The sequence below is a fragment of the Leptolyngbya sp. Heron Island J genome (assembly GCF_000482245.1).
Classification (GTDB): Bacteria; Cyanobacteriota; Cyanobacteriia; order Phormidesmidales; family Phormidesmidaceae; genus Leptothoe.
Map to the genome: position 1 here is coordinate 50,221 of NZ_AWNH01000045.1, position 24,088 is coordinate 74,308.

Consider the following 24,088-nt stretch of genomic DNA (forward strand, 5'->3'; position numbering starts at 1 on the left):
GGAATCTAAGGTGAATACATCTACTGGGAATTTCCGATGGCAAAGCAAACAAAGAAGAAAAAGAAGCAGGCTGGATTCAGCCGTGGGTTTGGCAACCAATCGTTGACCACTGAACTGGCCCATGCGAAGGCTCTGATCCGTCGGGAACAGTGGACAGATGCACATTCTCTCCTCACGCGCTTAAAAAGCTCTCATCCCAAGGACTTGGATGTGTTAACGCATTTGTTGGAAGTGTATGACGAGATGGGCCAGCTACATCGGCATCAGGCCACCTGTGAAGAGTTTTTAGCGATAAAGCCTAACGATGCACGGGTTAATTTCTTGTTGGGTTATGCCTACATGCTGAATTACTATCCGTTGCTAGGAGTACAACAATATCGCTATGCAATTGAGCGCTGGCCAGATTATGAGAGCAGCGCTGAGGCCAAAGAACATCTGGCAATGATTGAGCCTAATTTACCTGTAGTATTGGAGGAATTGGGACTGAGCTATCCAGATGATTGGGATTTAGGGATTCTCCATGAGCAAACTCGAGCCTACACAACCACTGGCCAAGCTCAAAAAGCAATTGATACAGCCCAGTCTCTGATTCAACAGCGTCCTGATTTTGTGCATGCTTACAACAGTTTGGCTTGGGCATATGTAGCCAACAATCAGTATGAGACTGCGATCGCAACCTTCCAAACAGCTCTAGAGCAACACCCAGAGAGTATTTCTCTACGGGCTGATCTGATCCAGTGCTTCTGTTTTCGCGGCAACTTTGCTGCAGCTGAACCCCATAAAGCTCCATTGCTAGCAAACTCTAGCCTTGACCCTGATGAAATGACTCGTCAAGCCAAAGCACTGGCCTATCTGGATGATATGGCCGGAATTTTGAACCTGTTGGCTAGCGTGCCGCCAGTACCCGAAAAAAATAACCAACCGGTAGTATCAGGACTTTTTCACCATTTAGTGGCTGTCGCTCTAGTACGGCAGGGAGACCTAGCAACCGCCAGAAAACACTGGCAGTTAGCCCTAGAGCTATCCCCAGATATGGCCATAGCCAAAGAAAATCTGGATGATTTTGATATGACACCCACCTTTAAAGAAGGCCCATGGCCATTTGAACTCAATAGCTGGGTAGCAACTAGTGTGTATCAAGATCTACGTCAGGTAGCGTTTGCCCTGACTCCCGATCGCACCCCCCAGCCAGCTTTAGTAACAGCGGTGAATACGCTCCTGGAGACTCATCCGTTCATTAGTCAACTCGTACCAGTATGGCTGAAGCGAGGTAGTCCTAGAGCCCGTATGCTTGCCATAGCGATCGCCAAAAGCCACCCCAATGCTGAGCATCTAGCAGCACTCAACACATTTGCTGGCAGTACCCACGGCAGTGAGTCACAGCGCTATCACATAGCATCTTACCTGGACCGTCACCAGCAACTAACGATCACACAGCTATGGCTAAATGGCAAATGGCAGGAGAGACTACCCCTGGCAAACTATGAAATTGTGCCAGAACCAGCTGCCGTACAATCATCGGACACACAGGCGCTATTAGATAAGGCTTTAAAGAAGATTGCTCTGGAATCACCTAAGGCAGCAGAAACGGCAGAAGCATATTTGCAGCAAGCTTTAGCAATAGAGCCTCACAATCCCATATTGCTGAATAACTTAGCGTTAGCCTATACCCACCAAGAACGATTGACTGAGTCACGTCAGTTAACCCAGCAAATTATTGACGAGTATCCCGAGGATGTAGATAGTCGGATTGCATTGACTCAGCTCTACTTACAAGAAGAGAATTTAGATGCCGCCGAAACCGTTCTCAATCAGCTACTGCAGCAATCTAGTTTTACCGAAGACAGCCTAGTAAGTCTCATGTTAACTCGCAGTCGTCTACTGATGCTACAAGGACAAGAAGACATGGCTCGCCTCTGGTTTCAAGAAGTTTTACCAATGGTGAAAGAGCATCCATTGCTACGACAACTAGGCTTTGGACAGCGCTAAACAGCTATCGCGAAAACCAGAAGCATGAGGACGGACGAGTGAGAAAAACACTTTAACTACCGAAGTCTCAGGGCTTTGTCCTAACCAACCTTCCCTTGATGTACAAAGAAGCCCCCGCTAGTAGCGAGGGCAAGAGTACAACTTTGCGCTTACCTGAGTTCTATAAAAGCAGTCAAAGCCTATTCAGAAGAAAACCGAGGGCACACATTGACGGGTTTTCCCTTGGTCTTGGAGTGACGTTCATTCCCTTAGTTACCAATCAAGGTACTGGAATAAGCATCACCGCTAAATGTTGACACACGCGCATTGTGGTCGGTATCGCGGCCAGTCACAACCTTAGCAATAGTATCGAAGCCGTCTGAGCTGAGGTTGCGCTCATGAACAGGCTTGGATTGCTCACCGAGAAAATAAGCCTGGGTGCCAATAATGGCGGCACCAACCCAACCAACAATAATGACAGCTAACAAAATACCAAACATAGATTTAGCTCTCCGAAATGCAAAGCAAGCATTTATTTGTAAACAAATATAACGCAATTTACGTTTCGAGACTTGTCGTCTTGACAAAAATGAATTTATGCATTCCATAAATACAATCTATGAGTAGCACAACATTGCCCTCAGCATCTTGCATAACGGGTAGATGCAAAGTTAGCAAGAACATCAAAGTGCTTATTTGAATTTCCGATTTTTCTAGATCGCCATAGTAAAACTGGGCTCCCAAAGCGATCCCAGTCATCGTAATATTGCTTAACGGTGAGTTCTCTGTCTTAGAGCACTCTAAAACTTAGCAATGATGAATTTTGCATTGTTACATCATTGCCCGTGCTGAAACAGGTTGCAAATCTATGAATAATTGACCCTGTATTGGCTATATCCCTATTTGTAAGCCACCTTGCGGGATAGCAAGATGCCTCTTTTTGGACACTGCTAGACATAATGAACTCACATACTTGGCGCTGGAATCCGCTATTGATTCTGCTATTTGGGCTATCCTTACTAGCCTCCATTACCCTGAACTCGTTTACGCCAGCAGCAGCTTTGGTCCGACCTACAGCTGCTCAAGAAATTCGTGGGGTATGGCTAACCACAAATGATACGGATATTTTGATAGATCGTCCTAAGCTCCACGGGGCTATTGATGAGTTAGCTGAGCTCAATTTCAACACTCTATATCCAGTAGTTTGGAATGGTGGCTATACTTTTTTCGATAGTGGGATTGCACAGCGAGAAGGTATCCAGCACTTTGTACGGCGCGGTATACAGGGTTATGACATTTTGGCAGAACTATCAGCTGAAGCCCATGCCAAAGGAATGTCAGTAATCCCCTGGTTTGAGTTTGGGTTCATGGCACCGGCCACCTCTGAATTAGCCACAATCCATAGTGACTGGCTAACTCAAAAACGCAACGGTAACCCTATAGATATGAGTCGAGAGGGGGGTGATATGGTTTGGCTTAATCCGTTTAAGCCAGAAGTACAAAGGTTTATCACCAACTTGCTGCTGGAGCTGATCAGCCGCTACGATGTCGACGGAATTCAGTTTGACGATCATTTTATTTTGCCAGTGGAGTTTGGCTACGACAGCTACACCCGCACTTTGTATAAAGCAGAAACTGGTAGAGATGCCCCCAGCGACCCTCATAATCCCCATTGGGTAAAGTGGCGAGCCGATAAGCTAACGGCATTTGTCAAAGCGCTCAATGCTAACCTTAAAGCTCGACAACGCAACCTTATATTTTCGGTAGCGCCTAATCCTTACAACTTTGCTTATAAAGGACAGCTCCAGGACTGGCTAGCCTGGGTGCGTCAGGGCTGGGTGGATGAGCTAATCGTACAAATTTATCGCAATGACCTGGGGGTTTTTCGTCGGTATCTCTACTCGCCATCCATGCGTGAAGCTCAACGGACTATTCCAACAGCCGCCGGCATTCTGACTGGACTGCGTAATTCCCCTGTTCCCATTAGCCTCATCGAAGCCAAAGCTAACTCTGCTCGCTCCGCTGGGATGGGAATGGCTTTCTTCTTTTATGAGAGCCTCTGGGAAGATACGCTTGAACCTGCAGATACTCGTCAGGCTAGTTTCCGCAATCTGTTTGCAACACCTATGCAGCGAGGGTTCCGGGCAGAGGCTTCATAGTGACAGGGGAGACTTGATCCCCCTTGCCCCTGCCAAGCAAGTTATCCTAATAAGCTATAACCCACACTTATTAGCGATAGCTCAATGGCAGTATCAAATCAGCGTGTTGTGATTTTGGGAGGCGGTTTTGGCGGTCTTTATACCGCCTTAGCTCTGAGTAAATTGCCATGGGATAAGGTAACGAAGCCAGAAATTACCCTGGTCGACCAGCGCGATCGCTTTTTGTTTGCACCGTTGCTATATGAACTTGTGAGCGATGAGCTACAAACCTGGGAAATTGCGCCACCCTATGCAGAGTTGCTGGCCGGAACCGGCATTAAGTTTCATCAAAGTGGCGTAGCCGGGATTGATGCAGCGGCTAATTCCGTATGTCTAAAGGACGATACTGTACTCCCCTATGACTATCTGGTGCTAGCCCTTGGCGGTGAGACGCCCATGGATATGGCACCGGGGGTCAAGGAGCATGCGATCGCCTTCCGTACCCTCAACGACGCTTACGCCTTAAAAGAACGTCTGCGAGAAATTGAAAACTCAGATGCGGACAAAATTCGAGTAGCCGTTGTAGGTGGTGGCTACAGTGGTGTGGAGCTAGTATGCAAGCTAGCAGAACGGCTTGGGGAGCGCGGTCGGCTCCGAATTATCGAACGAGGTACCGCCATTTTGCAAAATTCCCCCGCCTTTAATCAAAAGGCCGCTCAGGATGCGCTCACAGAAAAGGGAATTTGGATCGACTACGAAACCACGGTGACTGAAGTGGGTGTGGATACGATTTCGCTTGAATATAAGGATCAGACAGATGTACTACCTGTGGAGTTGGTGCTATGGACCGTGGGCAATCGTGTCAATTCATTAGTCGCCAGCTTGCCATTTGAAAAAAACGAACGACAACAGCTTAAAATTCAGCCAACTCTACAGTTACTGAATCAAGATCATATCTTTGCCATTGGAGACCTGGCCGACGGCAAAGATGCGGACGGCAATATGGTCCCAACCACGGCCCAGGCTGCTTTGCAGCAGGCCGACTATACAGCTTGGAATATTTGGGGCGCGCTAACAGGACGGCCCCCGCTACCGTTTAGATATCAGCATTTAGGGGAAATGATGACCTTGGGTAGCGACAGTGCTACCCTGGCGGGCCTGGGGCTCAAACTGGATGGCACAGCAGCTCACATTGCGCGTCGCTTAACATATCTGTACCGCATGCCAACCTTTGAGCATCAGCTACGTGTGGGGCTAAATTGGATTAGTCAACCTTTGCGAGAACTGCTGTCAGTGTCATAATCCAAACTTGATTGAAATCTACCCACAACGTCCATTGTCACCCTTATGGCAACGCCTAAAGTCATCTTTCTCGACGCCGTTGGCACCCTGTTTGGAGTCAAGGGTAGTGTCGGTGAAGTGTATCAAACCCTATCGCAGCAGGCAGGAGTCAATGCCTCTGCACAGGATCTAGACAAAGCGTTTTATCGTAGCTTTGCGGCAGCCGATGCGATGGCCTTCCCGGATATACCTCCTGTTGAAATTCCCCACTGTGAGTATCTGTGGTGGTTAGCGATCGCAAAAGACACCTTTCAGCGAGCAGGCATATTACAAGAATTTTCTGACTTCGAAAGTTTTTTTGAAGGCGTCTACCAGCACTTTGCCACATCTGCCCCTTGGGTAGTCTATCAAGACACCCTCAGTTCACTAAAACGCTGGCAGCATATGGACATTTCCCTTGGGATCATTTCCAACTTTGACTCACGCATTTACGCGGTGCTAGATGCACTGGACCTGCGGCAATATTTTCAGACAATAACCATTTCCACCGAGGCAGGGGCTGCCAAGCCTGATCCGTTCATTTTCAAAACTGCCCTACAAAAACATAGTTGCAGTGCTCAGGAAGCATGGCACGTCGGAGATAGTCGAAAAGATGATTTAAAAGGGGCACAAGCAGCCGGATTACGGGGTATCTGGCTCAAACGAACCAATCAGACCAAAATCCAGTCTCCTCTCCTCCCCTAGCATGCATCAAAAGGCCTGCTGCCTGGTAAGCTCAAGTACCAGCATTTTCTATCAGGCAATTAACTCCAACCGTTGCAAATCGTTAGAGAAATTGAAAGACAACCACCCAATGGGCATTTTGACACCAAGGTTAGAATCAGCCAGCATGATCAGCTGGCCAAAGAGCAATAAATCCATCTGATAGCTAATCTAAACTAGAGATAGAGATGAGGTTTGAGCTTGAAGTTAAGAGATATAAAATCTCCGCCGAATGCAGGACTTAAGCCTCATCACTCACTCACCCACCAGCTACGCTTGTCATCATTACCCTCTACTGTTTTTAACTGTTTCTAGTCGTCAACTGTGTCTCAAAAACAGCAAAATCCCTGGATTGAAGGTCTGCAAACCATTGGCCTCAGTATTGCACTTGCCCTAGGTATTCGGCAGTTTGTGGCAGAAGCTCGCTACATCCCATCTGAGTCAATGAAGCCTACCCTGCTTATCAATGATCGGCTGGTCATTGAAAAAATTAGTTATCGGTTTCAAGAACCCCAGCGCGGCGACATTGTGGTTTTCTGGCCACCGTCAGAGATTGTGCCAGATGGACAGAGGCGAGATGCATTTATCAAACGTATTGTCGGTCTACCAGGGGATACGGTAGAGGTAACAGACGGTACCGTTTTAGTAAATGGTGATGCCTTAGATGAAAGCTACATTCAATCCCCACCGACTTATGAACAAGACCCACTAACTATTCCAACGGGCAGCTATTTTGTCCTTGGCGATAACCGTAATGCCAGTTACGACAGTCATGCCTGGGATATTTCTCAACCTTTTGTACCCGAAGATCAGATTATTGGTAAGGCCGTTGTGCGGTTTTGGCCTCCCAAGCGTCTTGGTGGTTTAGATTAAATTGATTATGATTTCCTCAGATGTACTAGGGTGCCCCTACTCGCCTGGGGCCAGTTGCTGTGGTTAATCAAAAAAATCAAGGCGCAAATATTTGGGTTGAGAGTCTGCAAACGATCGGCCTCAGTGTGGTTTTAGCCCTTGGAATTCGACAGTTTGTGGCTGAAGCTCGCTATATTCCTACCGGATCTATGGAGCCTACATTACAGGTCAACGATCGATTGGTAGTCGAAAAGTTAAGTTACTATTTCAATTCGCCAGAACGGGGAGATATTGTTGTTTTTTGGCCACCAGCAGAACTAACCCCTGAAGGCCAACCACGCAATGCGTTTATCAAACGGATCGTCGGATTACCTGGAGATACGGTGGAAGTTTCTGACGGTCAGGTATTTATCAACGATGAACCCATAGAGGAAAGTTATATTAAAGCTCCGCCTAACTATGAATGGGGGCCTGAAACTGTCCCCACCGAAAGTTATCTCGTTTTTGGCGATAACCGTAATAACAGCGTTGATAGCCATGCCTGGCGTGAGCCGTTTTTGCCTGAGGATCAGATTATTGGCAAAGCTGTTGTCCGGTTTTGGCCTCCCAGTCGAGTAGGGTTACTCAACCGAGACTAGCGATTGAAGCTGAGCCAGGCCAGTCTCAGCTTGCTGAGTCATTTTGAGCGGTATTGCTGATCCTCAGGATGGCTTTAGATATGAGAGACTTTTAATTTAAATAGCAACGGTTCTAGACCGGTTCATCTTCTAAATCAGCCATCGCTTTTGAGTTTTCAGTTAACTGTCTGGCTGCAGCTGTGAAACCCAAATTTGTTTCGCTTTCCCATAAACGGTTTGATGGGCATACGGAGTGTTGATGGCATCACAGTTCAGCGTGTCGGCAGTAACAGTCCAGGCATGGTTGGGGTCAAATAGGACCAGATTAGCGGGACTATTAATCTGACAAGTAGCGGGCTCGATGGTCAGACATCGAGCCGGGTTTAAGCTGAGGTAGCGCCACAGTTGCAGAGCGCTCCAACGCTGGGTTGTGACAAACGTCTGCCAGAGAACGGGTAGAGCTAGCTGCAGACCCATGGCTCCTGGTGGGGCAATCCCAAAAGGAACAGCTTTTTCCTCGTAGGTATGGACACAGTGATCAACTGCGATCGCATCCAAGGTGCCATCTTCTATACCATCAATTAGTGCTGCTCGATCCTCAGGCGTACCCAGCGGGGGATCTAGTCGTAAACTTGGGGCATAGCTATCTAGCTCAGTCGTACTAAACAACAGATGTAGCCAGGTCACACTAGCCGTAATCGGTAACCCACGGTTCTTAGCGGCACGGATTAGCTCAACGCTGCGTGCCGTAGAAATTCGCATTAAATGTACCGGACGATGGGTGGTGGCCTCCTCCTCTATTAATGCTGTCAGGGGTATCGTTTCAGCCGTAGCTGGCAGCGGCGATAGCCCCAGGCGAATAGCGTCGGCTCCATCGCGACAGGTACCAGTTTGGTTGCGATCACACGCCCACAGCGCTACCGGTAAAGATAACGCCTGGGTGTAATCCAGCAAACGCTGCACCATCAATCCATTGAGCAGAGGCTGGCCATCACAAAATCCTGCAACCCCAGCTGCACTCAGCTCCATTAAATCCGTCAGCTGTTTGCCATCAGTTGCATAGGTAATAGCCCCCCATGGCAAAATTTGAGGCTGATTTGGCCTGCGATGCGCCAGACGCTGCACCACCTGGGCCAGGCTATCCACAGCAGGTGTTGTATTGGGCAACAGGCCAACTCGTGTAAAGCCCCCCTGAGCAGCAGCAGCTAGTAGTTGATCTAAAGTCTCGCGCGACTCATGCCCTGGTTCACCTGTCTGACTATACAAATCAACCAGCCCTGGCCCCAGCACACACCCCTGACCATTCACTTCCGTAATCTCATCATCAGCCACATCCAGAGAGTCACCCATGGCTTCGATGGTGCCATTACGTATCAGCACATCTCCTATCTGGTCCCGCTGAGTCAGTGGGTCCAGTATACGGACTTGTCGTATCCAGCTATTCATATTCCCTTAGGGCATCCCAATCGTTTCCTTACAGTGCACCTGCTGCCGTTGTATCAAACAGACTGCCGGATAGATGCGCGGTAATATTAGCAGCGCTCAGCATCGGCTCACTGCCAGTACCGTCTGGATAATCAATTACACTAACGGCCCCATTCCCCTGCTTAAAGCGCCAAAATGCATCTGGTCCCAACCCTGTGACATGGCACAAAATTGCTTTATTGATAGCATCATGGGCCACTACAAGCACCGTCTGAGGCATCTCATGTTGGTTATACTGCGCAACAATTTCGTCCCAAGCTTTAACCGCTCGCATCCAAACATCCTGCAGATTTTCACCATCAGGCATCTGAACCGTCTCAGGTTTTGTCTGCCAATCCTCTAACATACCTGGAAAACCGGCTTCAATTTCATGCTCAAACTTGCCTTCCCACTGACCATGACTGATTTCCCACAGTCCATCAGTCACCTCTAGAGAAACATCAGCATGAGGCTGCAAAATAATTTCAGCAGTTTCTTTAGGACGCATCATAGAACTGGAAACCGAACCATCAATAGGGATCTCCTTAAGAAACTCCCTTGCTTGAGTGGCTTGAGCGCGCCCGTTGTCATTTAAAGGAATATCAATTTGTCCCTGAAAGCGTGACTCTCGATTCCATTCAGTTTCCCCATGGCGTACAAGCAATAGCCTTGGCCCTTTAAATCCACGACGTAGAGCAGGCAATGAAGCTCCCGTATGACTCGTAATATTCATTGACTCCAGCTGAGCAGGCTCTCCCCAAGCCCCTGGGAAATTGAGCACGCTGATACCACAGTTTGCCTGATACAAACGGTTCAGCGCTTGGGGACCCAAACCAATAGCAGTACCGACTAAAGCGCGATTAATCGCACTATGAGCGACAACCAAGACAGTTTGTCCCCGATGCTGATTCAGTAATTCTTGCCAGAATTGAGCTGCCTGTTGCCATATAGTCCGCACTGGATAGAAATCCTGAGTTTCTCCATCCGCTTGCAGCAACGCCATTTTAAATTCATTAGGCTGATATCGCCAGGCTCGATATTCTTCAGGGTACTGAGCTTCAATATCAGCAAATGACATTGCCTCCCAGAGAGGAAGACTTATTTCCTTTAGTAGGTCGGTTGGTTGAGGCGTATGCCCTTGTTCCAGCGTTTCTGTAATCAACGCAGCTGTTCGCGCAGCCCGCTTCAAGGGGCTGCAATAGACAGTATCAATATCAATCCCCTGCAAAAACTTCCCTACCTGGCTTGCCTGGGCCTCACCTGTTGCCGTCAGTAGTGACTCATCATGGTGCCCTTGAACAATACGCTTGACATTAAATGTACTTTCACCATGCCGAACCACAATCACACGGGTTTTCAAGGGTCTATCCTCTCTCAACTGTACTGTACTAGATCAATCAAACAGTGTGATTGTACGTGATATCCACCAGCCAATGGGGAGATTTCTCAAACTGAATCATTGAGCGTTACTATGACAATTTGCGCAAACTAATCCGATTATTAGCCGATGTTTTGTTATTTTTTGAAGCGGTTATAGGTAGTAGAAAAGAAATCTTTTAACAAGCTTAAAAATATTGACTTTCTCAGCTTAATATCTAGTCGTTAGAATTACGACAAGTCGTCCAAACGTTTCTTGAGACCTCAATCACAGAGAGTCTCCGCGTCCTAAATTATAATTTCAAAAATCAGGCATCTAAAATCCATAGTTTCACCCTGACAGTATTCGTTCACTCTGATGAACAATTAAACATATACCTCTATAAAGACAGCAATATGAGTTCTAAAAACAACCCTTTAGGATTAGAAAATAACGAGCATGCTAAAAAGAGCGGGAAAGGTCAGTCTTCTGGCACAACAGAGTCTGCACGAGGCAACACTATTTCTCTGGTCTATCCTGATGGCCGGGTAACTAATGTCGAGGTTCGTCAGAAATAGCCCTAGGCTCAGAGCTTAGTAAGGTAACTTCAGCAAGGCTCATAGACGGCATGTCATTATCCAGACTACTAAATCGGTTGACTCAGGTCTTCCTGGCGAGTCCATGTCCACTTTGTCAGCGCTCTGCCTCATCTCTGCCACTGTGCAATAGCTGCTATCAACAGATGCTTATATGTCAGTGGTCTGACTCTAAACAAATTCACTCAATTCAACGTTTATCCAGCCAATTAACACTACCTGACACCGCTGTCGTACCAGTTTTCTCGTGGGGAAAATACCAGGGGGTCCTCAAACACGTCCTCGCATCATTAAAATACGAGCATCAAGCCGAGCTAGGCTTTTGGCTAGGTTGTCAATTAGGCCAATGCTGGCAGTTGAGTCTTAGTAAAGCGATTCCTCAGAGTATCTATCGGCAACGCCCCATAGTGATCCCCATTCCACTACACATTCAGAAACTTAAGCAAAGAGGGTATAATCAAGCCGCTTTGATCGCAAAGGGATTTTGTCGAGTAACAGGACTGCCTTTAATAGAGGATGGTCTAATTCGCATTAAAGCCACTGACGCGATGTATAGACTGGGAGTAAAAGCCAGGCAAGCAAATGTGACAGGTACATTTCAGCTAGGTCAAAATCTACCGCAACAGGGGAGACCGCTCCTATTGATTGATGACATTTACACGACAGGAAGCACCGCCAAGGCTGCAGCTGTTCCTCTAATGCAAGCAGGCTACACCATCATGGGTATTGCTAGCATTGCTCAAGCGGGTCTATCATCCCTACCGATCGCCTCAGCAGAATCCGACCCTGATCGTCAAATACTAGACTTGCATCCAAGCCTGTAATTTGCTCAAACTGTCCCGGCGTTAATGTTACGTTTATGGAGTCAGGATTTATAGGATTAGGATCAGCAACTCGTACCTCTATAGAGGTACCCCCTAACGTAGATGTTGGGGCAGACTTGCATGTACTGGATAACTGGGAAGATGGCCAAAGCTCAGGCTGCCAGGCACGTAGCCGTTCCTGCACACCCTGAATAAATGGCATACCTCTTTGCATAGGTACCTCTGACCAACCTTTAACAATGCTTTCTACCAAGGCAATCTCGACTAGAGATTGAGGGTAGATTTCCAGCAACTTAGTCAAATTATCTGCAAACGCATCGACATCACTACCATCTAGCCGATAGCTCTCAACAATATGCTTAACTCGCTGGCGGGTGATACGTTCTTGGATATCCATTATGCCTGGAGCTTTAAAGGTAGCAATGTGTGCAATCTGGCATGACAGGTAGAGGTGAGCAAGGGCTATCGAAAGCAGAAATTTCCTCAATACTGGTAACGGTATTTTTTTGAGGAAAGCTCCTCAAGCATGAAGGGCAGCCGCAATAATAGTCTTATTTATACTAGTCAATAAAAATTAAACCATTCAAAAAGTCTAACAATCTAGCATATCGCTCTATTTAATAATAGGTATAAAATACCTTACCCTGTCAATATTTAAGAGATACGATATCTATTCTTTCTTCGATTTTATAGTTTCTTTGGTTAACGCTCATCAGAGGAATTCAGCTTTTTCAGCTCTTTGTTCTTTCGAGAGAATGGTTGGGATTACTGGTTTGAGCATGATACAACGCCAGAAATACTTAACGAGGCTAGCGGCGATTTTTTAAGCTTATTCCTCTATTCTTACTGTTCGAGCACCAACCTCGAAAAGGCAAGAATGACTCTGAATCTATCGACTACTCCTCTTTAGAGGATAAAGCAGTCTTGAGAAGATTTTCGTTATCGCTTCTGAGAGTTCGGGAAACTTAAGGGAGCATTAATGGTTATTCGCCCATTAGTGAGACAGTTGGGCTCGACGATATTGTCTGCCCAAGAGGTTGCCTGGAACGTATTAAATATACTGGTTGGCTCCCTAAAGCCGCTGAGTTTAAGGGACTTTGAGATGGGGGTTCCCACCTACTTTGCAGAATAGGAGAGCATATCCAATGCTAAATACTACCTTTAAAGCACCCTCTAATATTTTAAATCTGCGTGTAGCGTTCCGTTGGAAAAGGTTATCTGTAAACGCTGTATTGAGAATGGTGATGGAGCGTATAAATGTCCTTAGCACTAGAGCGTTTGTCAACGTTTGGCAGCCAAAATTTGTGGTGGATATTGGGCATTTCCGTAGTTTTTGCCAATAAAACCAGAGCTGGGCATTCAAAAATATGACTGAGTCTGTACTTAATGTGCTGCCGTTAGAACATGAGTTTTCAGTGGCTACACTGACTAAAAACATCAAGGCGATTATTCAGACCCAGACTAATGGTTATATTCACTTAAAAACGATTACTGGGGAGCAGTGGTGGCTTGATTTTCGAGTTGGGCGGCTGCTATGGGCTGGTGGTGGGCAACATCGGTTTCGACGGTGGCAACGTTTGCTGCGGACACATTGTCCAGACTTACCGCCAGATGAGGTGCGGCTAAGGGAATCGGAAGTATTTGACCATTGGGAATATGTAGCGCTTTCAGTGCTAGTACGGAGACAACAGATGACGCGTGAGATTGCGATCGCTATCATCCAAGCCACCCTAACAGAAGTACTCTTTGATATTTGTCAGGCAGTCAGCAATATCACTCAGATCGCACACTCTATGGATCATCAGGCCCGATTAAGTGAACCAATGGCAATTTTGAGTAGTACAGCGCTGTTTTATCGAGTGAGGACAGAATTACAATCGTGGCAGAACGCAGAACTCAATGAAGCTTCGCCCAATCTAGCTCCAGTGATTATGGATGCTGAACGGTTAAAGCAATGTACCCAGCCACGTACGTATCAAATTTTGAAGCGGTTACTGCACGGTACGCGATCGCTGCGAGAACTAAGCCAGATTACAGGTCATGAAGTTTCTTCACTGGGATGTATGATATCGGCTTACGTAGACCGAGGTATGGTGATACTCCACCGCATTGATGATTTACCCAACCCATACGCTACGCCAGCCCCAAAAGCTCCCCTAAAAGCTGCCCAAAAACTACCGCTGATCTTTTGCATAGACGATAGTCCTCAAGTAGGCTATCTCATCGAGGAAGCACTGCGCCCAGCAGGTTACCGCTGCATCAGCATTCAAGACTCTATTCAGGCGCTAGCACAAATTATTCGGCATAAACCTAGTTTGATCTTTTTAGATTTAGTCATGCCCGTAGCCAATGGCTATGAGATTTGCAAGCAAATTCGTCGAGTCAAAACATTTCGCAAAACACCAATTGTAATTTTGACTGGCAACGACGGCATTGTCGATCGAATGCGAGCAAAAGCAGTAGGAGCAACAGATTTTATGCCTAAACCAGTTGATCCAGTAAAGGTCATTGAAATGGTGAGATATCAGTTGGCTAACGCAGAAAAGACCAATGAAGAAAATCTAAGATAGTCATATTTATTCAGTCATTTCTCTCACTCTTTGCTATCGCAAGCATTCTACCCTTAAACCAAGATACTATCGTTTTCTAACAAAGATTCACACTTCTGCAGCTTAGAATCGCTAAGATAGGAAAAATTTACTAGCGAGGCAGAAGTGACAAAAAAGCTAGTCCTACGATTAATCATTTTATTGGGCTTAATTCTGCCGTTTCTTCTACGCGAAGTCAGTAATAGTCTTGAGCCATATCCAGCCGTTTTACAACCATCAGGAGCAACAAAAATATCGACCTCAGAAGGAGTGCTCAGATTTTATAAAACCGAACTCCTTGCCATTGGCAATGATGGTACTGAACAGTTCCTCGATCCACGTCAATTTTTCAATACAATTCCTCATCAATATTGGACCCACATTGCCCGTAATGGCTTTGGTCTCAGTCAACCAAAATCCAGAAGCTTTTCAGTAGGCATTTGGACACTGAGTGCTACAACCATACTAGAAGCCTCTCCCGAAGAGCGAATAGCAGCTCTGGACTGGATGAAGGCACGACTAATTGAGTTGGAGATGCCAGAAACAGAGAAACTGAGGGTTCAACAAGTCAGAACCCTATTCGATATTGATAAAAGAATGATAATAGAAAATGAGATTACCGAACAAACAGATGTTGAACTTCGTTAGTAACTCATTATATTTCTTAGAAGAACAACTCAAACAAGCAACCCGCATTGACACTCAATCTCTTTGTTTATTTCGAATAATCTTTTGTTTGTTTATTTTATTCTTCAAATGGAGTAACTTTAGCTGGATCGGCACGATCCCCAATGCGTTTTACAATCCACCAATTCTCAGCCTATCGTCTTTATTCTCCAGCTTCCCGCATCAGTTTTTTTTCTATAGCATTGATTTCTTAATCGCAATTTTCACGATTACTCTATTAATCGGTTTAGCCACACGATTTTCAACATTTTCCCTGTTGCTGCTCTTAATCGTTGCTAACAGTTTTCAATATTCTCTTGGGAAAATTGATCATGACGCAGTGCTTTATCTCTGCGTGCTACTGGTAATGTGCTTTAAAGACTGGGGCAGATATGTTTCAGTTGATCATTTTCTCTTTTACAAAAACCGCAACCTACCTGAACCTGAACCACCTCAAGACAATCTTTGGCTGCTAGCCATACTAATCTCATTTAGTTTTTTTTCAGCAGGCTTTGGCAAAGCTCTTATCTGGGTCGATTTCGACTTATCTACCAGTGGTTTCCTCAGCTGGCTATATTCCGGCTACTTTAGTTTCGGTCGCACCCACTTACTGGCTCCACTGATTGTGGGTCTAGATTTACCGCTACTTTGGGAGCTAGTAGATACATCAGCTGTAATCTTTGAACTAGGCTTTTTAATCGCTATGTTCTGGCGTAACGCTTGGTATGTATGGCTCACTATAGCCTGTGTTTTTCACTTATCCAACGTTTTACTCTTAAATATTCCTTTTAATGCAAATGCCGTAGCTTATTTAGCGTTTATCCCTTGGTCACAGCTTGGCTGGTTTAGCCCTATTCTGATTTCCTTGTTCCGTCGATGGGTGTGGCTACTCATTGGCTGCTGGGCACTTACCCTTACTCTTAGCTTTTCCTTAGGTCACTCGTTCTCCGGTTTAGCTTACTATCTGGGTGAACACGTTGGCATTCCTATAGCTGGATTATGGATTAGTTGCCTATTATGGATTAGCTGTCTTGCTCTCTTCACATGGGTTATGGTAACTGGCAAACAGGACTACCCACTTGAGCCTGCTAATTTTCAATCTAAAGCCAACTAAAGCCGACTTTTTAATGACGCCTACCTCCGACCTGATCACTACTATCACTGCACATATTCAGTCTGCCCCACAACAACAGATTACCTTTGCGTCCTATATGGACCTTGTCCTCTATCATCCTAGTTATGGTTACTACACAACTAAGGCATCTGTTCTAGGACCTGAGGGAGATTTTATTACATCCCCTCACCTGGGTCATGATTTCGGCGAACTCCTTGCTGTTCAATTTGCAGACATGTGGTGCTCACTTGATCAACCGACTCCATTCCACTTGGTTGAAATAGGCGCAGGTCAAGGTCTGATTGCAGGTGATGTCCTCGCTCATCTACAGCAAAACCACCCCGATTGCTATACAGCACTTCGTTACATCATTATTGAAAAATCTCCCATATTACGAACCTTACAGCAAAAACTTTTAACCCACGAGAAAGTAAGCTGGAGTACTTTGGAAAACCTTCCACCAATTACGGGGTGTCTCTTCTCCAACGAACTGATTGATGCGTTCCCTGTTCATGTGATTCAAAAACACGACAACCAGCTTAGAGAAGTCTACGTTACTGTCGAAGACAATACTTTACACGAAACACTGGGTCCCTTGTCCAGCAATAGATTACTCGAATACTTCAAGCTGATCGGTATAGATCTGCTTACTGACGCCTATCCTGATAGTTATCGCACCGAGGTCAATCTGGCTGCCCTTGATTGGTTAGATACTGTTGCCAACAAGATTGATAGAGGCTTTCTACTAACAATTGACTACGGCCACACTGCCCAACGATATTACAGCCCCGCCCGCCATCAGGGTACTCTCAAATGTTATTATCAGCACCGTCATCACGACGATCCTTACGTCAACATCGGCCAACAAGATTTAACTACTCATGTAGATTTTACTGCTTTGGAACGTTACGGTGTAAAAGTTGGCCTTGCCCCCCTGGGCTTTACCCAACAGGGGCTCTTACTTATGGCACTTGGTCTTGGCGAGCGAATTGCAACTCTCACCCAAACAATCACTCCTGGACCTGATAGCTTTAACCAACTTATTCAGCGACGCCAGGTTCTTCATCAGCTCATGGATATGAGCCCTATAGGGCTCGGCACCTTTGGGGTGTTGATTCAAAGCAAGAGATTAACCGATAAGCCTACCTTAAAGGGACTAACCATACCGCCTTTGGGTTAAATACTGTTCCAAATGCACTGGTATTTCAATGCCATCAGACAGTTTGGGATCTACAATTGGCTCTCCTGGCTGTAGCCTCAAAGGAATCACTCCAGCCCAATAAGGTAACTCATAATCAGCGGCATCATCGGTCGGTGGTCCTGTTCTAATCTTTGCCGATGCCTCATTAATTGGCAGCGCCAATACAGTTGTTGCTTGCAGTTCTTGTTCATTCGGATCTCGCGTTTCAGCCCATCGTCCTGGCATAATATGTTCTGTCAATGCATAGAGTGCCTGTTGTCTTTGCTTCTGTTCACTGACCAACTCTGCTGTTCCAAATAACATTACTGAGCGATAGTTCATCGAATGATGCATTGCTGATCGAGCCAATACTAGTCCATCTAGTAATGTTACTGTGACACACACCTCAATCCCCTGCTGCAACGTTTTCAGCATACGACTGGCCGGTGAGCCGTGAATAAACAATCGATCATCCTCACGACCATAGGCCGTAGGAATTACATATGCTTGCTCGTCTACGACAAACCCTATGTGACAAATTAGGCCAGCGTCTAGGATAGAATAAACTGTTTCAAGATCGTAATGCCCTCGCTTAGGTACACGCTTTATCCGAGTACGTGCTGCTCTCATATCTTTACCTCTGTCTAAAGAACAACAATTCAACCGCTACATTAACTTTGCTAATTGGTCTCTGGCTAGAACCAATTTAAGATTTAATTATCAGTCCAATTTTGATAATCACCCATGGAATTGGCGTTAGTTATTGATGCTGCGTTGCCAGCGCCTCTGCATCAGCAGATTTATAGTCAACTACGATTGGCGATACTCTCAGGGCGGCTAAGGTCTGGGCAACGTCTGCCTTCCTCACGGATGCTAGCTAAGTCTTTAAGTTTATCACGAACAACGGTCATCCAAGGCTACGATCAGTTAATCAGTGAAGGTTACCTGGAGACTCGACCAGGGTCAGGCACCTATGTATGCAGCCAGTTACCAGAAATATCCTTAGAAGTAGGAATAGTGAATTGCCAACATCAGACCGATGTTCCAATCACCCTATCTATCAATGGCCAGCGGATAAAGCAGGCACAGTTTAGAACCTTTAGAAAGTCTTGTGAGATTAGCTTTCGCTACGGACAGCCTGCCCTAGAGCTGTTTCCAGTAGAACTATGGCGAAAACTGTTATCAAAACACTGTCGGGCAACAACCCAATGGCTTGACTATGCTGAAAATTCTTTGGGCTACTGGCACTTACGCAAGGCTTTAGCAGACTATCTGCAACATTCACGTGCTGTCCGCTGCACACCTAATCAAGTAATTGTTACTAACGGCAGTCAGCAGGCATTAAATCTGATTACCCAATTATTGGTAAATCCTGACGATAGTATTGCTATTGAAGAACCTGGCTATCGGGGTGCACGACATATATTGAAAGCGAGTGGAGCAAAACTGTTGCCTATACCATTAGACCGTGATGGGCTGATTGTTGATAAATTATCAGAGTATGATGTCTCCCCTCGATTAGTCTACGTCACCCCTTCTCATCAGTTCCCCACAGGCGTATTAATGTCATTACATCGACGATTAGCGTTATTGCAGTGGGCTTGGAGGACAGGAGCACTGATTGTTGAAGATGATTATGATAGTGAATACCGTTATGGTGGCCGACCGATTCCATCTCTGCAAGGGCTGGATAGTCATGCATCTGTACTATATGTAGGCACATTTTCCAAGGTCTTGTTTCCCAGTATCCGTCTTGGTTATCTAGTATTGCCAGAGACTTTAGTCAACGTATTTGGTACAGCTAAGTGGCTAGCCGACCGTCAATCACCCAGCCTGACTCAATACGCATTGAGTGAGTTCATTATAGATGGTCATCTAGAACGCCATATTCGTAAAATGCGTTTGTGTTATGCACAACGACGTGAGGCATTAGTCAACGCTTTACATACGTACTTCGGTACGGACGTGGAAATTTTGGGTGATAGTGCTGGTCTCCATGTGATGGCAAAACTACCGGTTAGCCTAAGTGATGATGAGGTAATCGCAAGAGCAGCAGGTGTTGGTGTAGAAATATGTAGCGCTCGTGTGCACTATGAAGTACCCAGTAATACAGGGGAGTTCGTATTTGGCTACACGCTTATGAATGAAGCGCAGATAGAAGAAGGCATACACCGAGTTTTTAAGGCATTACGGACATAATCTAACATTCGTCTCTACGATTGATGACGCCATGCTTGAGTTTGCAGGAACGTGAACCATTGATAAGTTTTTTGCCTAGACTAATACTCCGTGGAGAAAATATCTAATATTAAAATTGATAGCAACATTTGAGGACAAGGCTTTGGATATTACACTGCTTGCCCTGCTACTTATCAGCATGATTTTGTTTGGGCTGCACATGCCCTATGCGGTCCTAACCATGGCTTTGATTATTGTGCTTGCCACTGTAGCAACACGCTTATCTTGGTCTGTACTAAATGCTTTTGAGTCGATTGAAATCGATTAACAAAGAGCGATTTGTTGAGCAGCTTTACTTCTAAAGAACAATTACCCCTAGCAGTTCTGATGAGCTACTAGGGGTAATCATTTATTCTCCTATTGACTCAATCAACACCATCCTCTAATTAGCTCTAGGTGAAATGGTGCCAATCAGTGAGTAAACAGATAGGTTGCACTGGCTGCGTCTAAGCTATGGGGAAGTTAAGTGGTGAGATTGGATTACATAGACTAGAGATGTATCAGATTAAACCTGGCATACATCATCACTTCATGTCATGCCTGACAAACTGTCTGCCCTAGAATGGTGCATCCTAGTTTTAGCTCATTCATATGATTAGCAAACATGTAATCAAATCCTCACTATTCTTAACTTTGACCTAGCAACCGGCAAATGCACCCTTACAATGGATCGGTTGTATTCTGCGACACTAGTTTTGATTGAACGTTACACCCTGCCCGAGATGGGCGAACTCTGGACCGATGAATATAAATTCAAAACCTGGCTACAGGTTGAGATCGCCGTCTGTGAGGCCCAAGCCGAACTGGGCCGTATTCCTCAAGCAGCGGTGGATGAAATCAAAGCCAAGGCAAAATTTGATGTGGCAAGAATTTTGGAAATTGAAGCCGAAGTTCGCCACGATGTAATTGCATTTTTGACTAATGTCAACGAGTACGTTGGCGATGCAGGTCGTTATATCCACTTGGGTATGACTAGCTCTGATGTATTAGATACAGCACTATCTCTACAGATTGTCGCTAGTCACAAGATACTTTTATCCCATGTGGAAAAATTAATTCAGGTCATTCGCAACAAGGCTCAGGACCACCGTAATACTGTGATGATTGGGCGTTCTCATGGTATTCATGCTGAACCCATGACTTTTGGCGTTAAGTTGGCAGGGTGGCTAGCTGAGGTATTACGCCACCGTGAACGTCTATGTCGTATTCAAGACGAAATTGCCGTTGGACAAATTTCGGGAGCCGTGGGTACCTATGCCAATATTGATCCAGAAATTGAGGCTCTAACCTGTCAGAAGCTTGGATTAAAGCCTGATACGGCCTCCACCCAGGTCATTTCTCGAGATATCCATGCAGAATTCATGACGACCTTAGCGGGATTAGCTGCCTCGATCGAGCGGTTTGCAGTCGAAATTCGTAACCTCCAACGCACCGATGTGCTAGAGGTTGAAGAATTTTTTGCCAAGGGTCAAAAAGGCTCCTCGGCTATGCCCCATAAGCGCAATCCAATTAAATCTGAGCGTTTGACTGGCCTGGCACGAATTATTCGTACTAATGCTTTGGCTGCATTAGAAAATGTTGCGCTATGGCATGAGCGTGATATTTCTCATAGTTCCGTAGAGCGGGTTATCTTCCCTGATAGCTGTATTCTGATGCACTTTATGCTGGTAGAAACAACTAAACTCGTGCAAAACCTGCAGGTTTACCCCGAAAACATGAAGCGCAATATGAATATGTATGGCGGTGTTGTATTTAGCCAGCGGGTGTTGCTGTCTCTCGTAGAAAAAGGGATTACTCGGGAAGATGCCTATCGCATTGTTCAACGCTGTGCGCATGCAGCATGGAATGTTGAGGGTGGTGACTTTTATGGGTTAATTTCTCAAGATCCTCAGGTAAAGGAAAATTTATCACCGGAGGAAATTAAAGCAGCGTTTAACCCTGACTATCAACTCAGAAATTTAGATAAGGTTTACCAACGATTAGGGATATAGGTGAATTTCCTTTGGTGGGGCAACTCATATGGGAAGCCCCCTACCATAAAAAAACAGGGAGATGGTAAACCACTTCCCTGTAATGCCTACTATATGCTCACTAGACGCTTGCTAGTAGTAGGTAGCTCCAACCGTGTACCTACCAAATCTATAGACTTGGATCAATTATGTTTGTTCCGTATCCTCAACATAGTCCGCATCTTCGAAGTCAGCTGATTCAGCATCCATCTCCTCTTTGAATCCTCGTAGAGTTTTCCCAAGAGCATTACCCAACTCAGGAATTTTTTTGGGTCCAAAAATTAAGACAGCGACAATGGCAATAATGCCTACCTCTGGCCAACCTAAACCGAACATGGCACTTTCCCATGGATGTTTCAACTACTATACCGTAGTCAATCGAAGCATTAGCTGCATTGCAAGTGAAATGGGCACTCAAAATTCAACGCGATCTTGAGGCAGCTGGTCAAATTGCGTCGCTGATTGCGGTGTCTCAGCAGGACGATAGTTGACATCTGTTCCAAGGCGCTCTGACTCAGATATTTCTGATGGTCCACTGTAACAAAGGAGGGTCAGATCTAGGACTTCATTGGGACGTACTGGAACAGCTAAGCGCTGATTGTTGCTATCATTGACCAACGTACTGTCATTAAGAAACACTGGACAGGTCTGTGCTTGTATGTCTGACAAATGATGACTATGAGCGTTGATATTGTCCTGAGCATACCCAGCCAAAGCTATGGCCAATGTGCCTAATATTGCATTAGTAACAACAAGCTTAATATTCATAGTTACAGCATCCCTTTGAGCGACCTATATCTTTATTGAATCGCTAGCTTTTGGAGAGGGTGTGTAACGGTTGCAAAAATCAATGTACTTTGAAACACTTTAGAAGTTTTCAGAATACTTAGCTTAGCCTTGCAAATCCTGATACAGATTACAAAGCTAAGCTAAAGTACTAGCTACTGTAGCGCTGTTCTAGCCATACACGCAGCGCTTCTTCGGAATCAAACTGGCGGTGTAGACCACAGCTTGGGTCATATACACACCAGTAACTACCCTTTTTAGTCTCTTTAAGCCAAATCCGGAGCTGATTACCTTCAGTGAGGGATTGCACTAACCACTGACCAGCTGCGCGTAGCAAGTGACCGGATTTTTGTCTGAGGCGCTCTACTGGGGTGGGCTGCCACAGTCTTTCTAGTTGCCGACGCTTGACTTCAAGTTCTTGGAAGTTGGAGGGATAAGTATTCATGGAAACCTCCTGATGGAGTAGCGATTGCATACTCCCTAATCTATGTATGATTTTTTGAATCATCAAAGCATAAGATAGATGGGATCTATTGACGAAACTAATAGAGGTAATCGTTGAGTATGAAGAGTGGGAGAACAGTCAACCTGATGTCTATCGCACTCATCCTGTAAAATACTGGGCGGTCTGTACCTCGTTTGCGATGAGAAAGCTCTATTTTCTCCTACCGGGAACTACTCGCTCATTTTATTGTGGCGGTCTTTTTGCGGAATTAAATACGATTAAGTTAGCTAAACAGATTTGCGAAGTTGAAGTTGTTACGTATCGTCAACGAGAAGAGAATCATCCATTTATTGATGATCTTTTACAGAGGGTGAATCTTAATCATTATATTTTTGTTGTTAGCTGGGGATTTGATGTTCCTAGACAGCTGAAGAAACTCTCTCGTTGTCATGTGGTGTATCATGCCCATAGTTCCGGCTATGGCTTTTCAGTCCCTCCTGAGGTTCCAATCCTTTCTGTCAGTCGTAATACGATGGGGTATTGGGGATCGCGATCGCAAAACTCCCTCATCTACTGGCTACCTAATCAGCTCCCTGCAGAAGTCACCAATCGCCAGACTAATCGCGATATTGACATCCTAGTACAAGCCAGGAAATCGTCTGAGTATGTAAATCGACAACTCGTACCCCAACTACAACAACAATTCAATGTTGTTGTGATTGACTCATTTGTAGATGATCTGATGGCTTTATTTAATCGAGCCAAGATTTATCTCTACGACTCAGCTGAGTACTGGGTCCAGTATCGTTTGACGGAAGGGTTTGGTTTACCACCGATGGAAGCTTTGGCCTGCGGCTGTCAGGTGTTCTCTAGCATCAATCACGCCCTGGCCGACTATCTCGACCCTGGTGCTAATTGTCATAAAATTGCAGGGTATGCCACTGGCTATGACATCCAACGAATTACAACGGTGTTGGAAAACTGGCAGCCCAACAATCTGCCCGAAAGTTTTTTTGAACCCTACCGTTCCAAGCAATTAGTTCCTCGATTAGAGACCATTTTGATTGAACTCAACCAGTTCTTTGACTATCGACAGCAGTACCCTTCAGATATTCCTAGCCTCACCCGACAGCGACGGGTTTATCTGTTTTATAAACGCCTTCAGTCAAAACTAGTAAAACTAAGAAAAGCAAAGACTTAAAA

At 45.6% G+C, this 24,088-nt stretch carries 25 protein-coding genes; 16 read left to right on the forward strand and 9 right to left on the reverse strand.

Annotated features, from left to right (window positions below):
- Positions 1–36: 36 nt before the first annotated feature.
- The gene (locus tag N836_RS52910; protein ID WP_023072942.1) at positions 37–1,989 is read left to right on the forward strand and encodes a tetratricopeptide repeat protein; all 1,953 of its coding nucleotides are present in this window, start codon (positions 37–39) and stop codon (positions 1,987–1,989) included.
- Positions 1,990–2,237: 248 nt separating this feature from the next.
- On the opposite strand, the gene N836_RS52915 is transcribed toward N836_RS52910, so the two are convergent.
- Positions 2,238–2,468, reverse strand: a complete 231-nt coding sequence (locus tag N836_RS52915) for a photosystem II protein, Psb35-related (protein ID WP_023072943.1) — start codon at positions 2,466–2,468, stop codon at positions 2,238–2,240.
- Positions 2,469–2,927: 459 nt separating this feature from the next.
- Between N836_RS52915 and N836_RS52925 the strand changes: the two genes are divergently transcribed.
- The 3 genes from N836_RS52925 to N836_RS52935 all read left to right on the forward strand — a co-directional run bounded on the left by N836_RS52925 (position 2,928) and on the right by N836_RS52935 (position 6,131).
- Positions 2,928–4,127 carry a glycoside hydrolase family 10 protein gene (locus N836_RS52925; RefSeq protein WP_023072945.1) on the forward strand — a complete coding sequence of 400 codons (1,200 nt, stop codon included), beginning with the start codon at positions 2,928–2,930 and terminating at the stop codon, positions 4,125–4,127.
- Between the two features lie 84 nt (positions 4,128–4,211).
- Entirely contained in the window at positions 4,212–5,408 is a 1,197-nt protein-coding gene (locus N836_RS52930) for an NAD(P)/FAD-dependent oxidoreductase (protein ID WP_023072946.1), read from the forward strand.
- A gap of 45 nt (positions 5,409–5,453) precedes the next feature.
- Positions 5,454–6,131: an HAD-IA family hydrolase gene (locus tag N836_RS52935; RefSeq protein WP_023072947.1), complete on the forward strand. Its 678-nt coding sequence runs from the start codon at positions 5,454–5,456 to the stop codon at positions 6,129–6,131.
- Positions 6,132–6,182: 51 nt separating this feature from the next.
- Here the strand turns inward: N836_RS52935 and N836_RS77880 are convergent, their stop codons facing one another.
- The gene (locus N836_RS77880) at positions 6,183–6,308 is read right to left on the reverse strand and encodes a hypothetical protein (protein WP_023072948.1); all 126 of its coding nucleotides are present in this window, start codon (positions 6,306–6,308) and stop codon (positions 6,183–6,185) included.
- A gap of 165 nt (positions 6,309–6,473) precedes the next feature.
- Here N836_RS77880 and lepB (N836_RS52940) point away from each other — a divergent pair, with 165 nt between their 5' ends.
- Both lepB (N836_RS52940) and lepB (N836_RS52945) read left to right on the forward strand, forming a co-directional pair.
- Positions 6,474–7,022 (forward strand): signal peptidase I, encoded by a 549-nt coding sequence (lepB, locus tag N836_RS52940; protein ID WP_023072949.1) that lies wholly within the window; start codon positions 6,474–6,476, stop codon positions 7,020–7,022.
- 59 nt (positions 7,023–7,081) lie between these two features.
- A complete protein-coding gene (gene lepB / locus N836_RS52945) occupies positions 7,082–7,639 on the forward strand; it encodes a signal peptidase I (protein WP_023072950.1) in 558 nt (185 codons plus the stop codon).
- A gap of 159 nt (positions 7,640–7,798) precedes the next feature.
- Here the strand turns inward: lepB (N836_RS52945) and N836_RS52950 are convergent, their stop codons facing one another.
- Positions 7,799–9,064: a dihydroorotase gene (locus N836_RS52950; RefSeq protein WP_023072951.1), complete on the reverse strand. Its 1,266-nt coding sequence runs from the start codon at positions 9,062–9,064 to the stop codon at positions 7,799–7,801.
- 28 nt (positions 9,065–9,092) lie between these two features.
- Entirely contained in the window at positions 9,093–10,442 is a 1,350-nt protein-coding gene (locus N836_RS52955) for a histidine phosphatase family protein (RefSeq protein ID WP_023072952.1), read from the reverse strand.
- A 413-nt stretch (positions 10,443–10,855) separates the two neighbouring features.
- Between N836_RS52955 and N836_RS76520 the strand changes: the two genes are divergently transcribed.
- A complete protein-coding gene (locus N836_RS76520) occupies positions 10,856–11,017 on the forward strand; it encodes a hypothetical protein (RefSeq protein WP_023072953.1) in 162 nt (53 codons plus the stop codon).
- Positions 11,018–11,764: 747 nt separating this feature from the next.
- On the opposite strand, the gene N836_RS73345 is transcribed toward N836_RS76520, so the two are convergent.
- Positions 11,765–12,256, reverse strand: a complete 492-nt coding sequence (locus tag N836_RS73345; protein WP_023072954.1) for a hypothetical protein — start codon at positions 12,254–12,256, stop codon at positions 11,765–11,767.
- 582 nt (positions 12,257–12,838) lie between these two features.
- On the opposite strand from N836_RS73345, the gene N836_RS76525 reads away from it, so the two are divergent.
- The 5 genes from N836_RS76525 to N836_RS52975 all read left to right on the forward strand — a co-directional run bounded on the left by N836_RS76525 (position 12,839) and on the right by N836_RS52975 (position 17,407).
- Positions 12,839–12,991: a hypothetical protein gene (locus tag N836_RS76525; protein WP_161634969.1), complete on the forward strand. Its 153-nt coding sequence runs from the start codon at positions 12,839–12,841 to the stop codon at positions 12,989–12,991.
- Positions 12,992–13,226: 235 nt separating this feature from the next.
- Entirely contained in the window at positions 13,227–14,429 is a 1,203-nt protein-coding gene (locus N836_RS52960) for a response regulator (protein ID WP_023072955.1), read from the forward strand.
- A 144-nt stretch (positions 14,430–14,573) separates the two neighbouring features.
- A complete protein-coding gene (locus N836_RS52965; RefSeq protein ID WP_023072956.1) occupies positions 14,574–15,095 on the forward strand; it encodes a hypothetical protein in 522 nt (173 codons plus the stop codon).
- Positions 15,079–16,227 carry a hypothetical protein gene (locus N836_RS52970; RefSeq protein WP_023072957.1) on the forward strand — a complete coding sequence of 383 codons (1,149 nt, stop codon included), beginning with the start codon at positions 15,079–15,081 and terminating at the stop codon, positions 16,225–16,227. The genes N836_RS52965 and N836_RS52970 overlap by 17 nt, the downstream gene beginning before the upstream one ends.
- A gap of 13 nt (positions 16,228–16,240) precedes the next feature.
- Positions 16,241–17,407, forward strand: coding sequence for a class I SAM-dependent methyltransferase (locus tag N836_RS52975; RefSeq protein WP_023072958.1), 1,167 nt, complete (start codon positions 16,241–16,243; stop codon positions 17,405–17,407).
- Here N836_RS52975 and N836_RS52980 read toward each other — a convergent pair.
- Entirely contained in the window at positions 17,384–18,037 is a 654-nt protein-coding gene (locus N836_RS52980; protein WP_023072959.1) for a pyridoxamine 5'-phosphate oxidase family protein, read from the reverse strand. The genes N836_RS52975 and N836_RS52980 overlap by 24 nt on opposite strands.
- Positions 18,038–18,151: 114 nt before the next feature.
- Between N836_RS52980 and pdxR the strand changes: the two genes are divergently transcribed.
- The 3 genes from pdxR to purB all read left to right on the forward strand — a co-directional run bounded on the left by pdxR (position 18,152) and on the right by purB (position 21,636).
- A complete protein-coding gene (gene pdxR, locus N836_RS52985; RefSeq protein WP_023072960.1) occupies positions 18,152–19,606 on the forward strand; it encodes a MocR-like pyridoxine biosynthesis transcription factor PdxR in 1,455 nt (484 codons plus the stop codon).
- 142 nt (positions 19,607–19,748) lie between these two features.
- Positions 19,749–19,913, forward strand: coding sequence for a hypothetical protein (locus N836_RS76530; protein WP_161634970.1), 165 nt, complete (start codon positions 19,749–19,751; stop codon positions 19,911–19,913).
- A gap of 397 nt (positions 19,914–20,310) precedes the next feature.
- Positions 20,311–21,636, forward strand: a complete 1,326-nt coding sequence (gene purB / locus N836_RS52995; protein WP_023072962.1) for an adenylosuccinate lyase — start codon at positions 20,311–20,313, stop codon at positions 21,634–21,636.
- A gap of 165 nt (positions 21,637–21,801) precedes the next feature.
- On the opposite strand, the gene tatA is transcribed toward purB, so the two are convergent.
- The 3 genes from tatA to N836_RS53010 form a co-directional block, all read right to left on the reverse strand.
- Entirely contained in the window at positions 21,802–21,990 is a 189-nt protein-coding gene (tatA, locus tag N836_RS53000) for a twin-arginine translocase TatA/TatE family subunit (RefSeq protein ID WP_023072963.1), read from the reverse strand.
- A gap of 78 nt (positions 21,991–22,068) precedes the next feature.
- Positions 22,069–22,422 carry a hypothetical protein gene (locus N836_RS53005; protein WP_023072964.1) on the reverse strand — a complete coding sequence of 118 codons (354 nt, stop codon included), beginning with the start codon at positions 22,420–22,422 and terminating at the stop codon, positions 22,069–22,071.
- A 169-nt stretch (positions 22,423–22,591) separates the two neighbouring features.
- Positions 22,592–22,885, reverse strand: a complete 294-nt coding sequence (locus tag N836_RS53010) for a hypothetical protein (RefSeq protein WP_023072965.1) — start codon at positions 22,883–22,885, stop codon at positions 22,592–22,594.
- Positions 22,886–22,973: 88 nt separating this feature from the next.
- Here N836_RS53010 and N836_RS53015 point away from each other — a divergent pair, with 88 nt between their 5' ends.
- The gene (locus tag N836_RS53015; protein WP_327058702.1) at positions 22,974–24,086 is read left to right on the forward strand and encodes a glycosyltransferase; all 1,113 of its coding nucleotides are present in this window, start codon (positions 22,974–22,976) and stop codon (positions 24,084–24,086) included.
- Positions 24,087–24,088 lie beyond the last annotated feature (2 nt).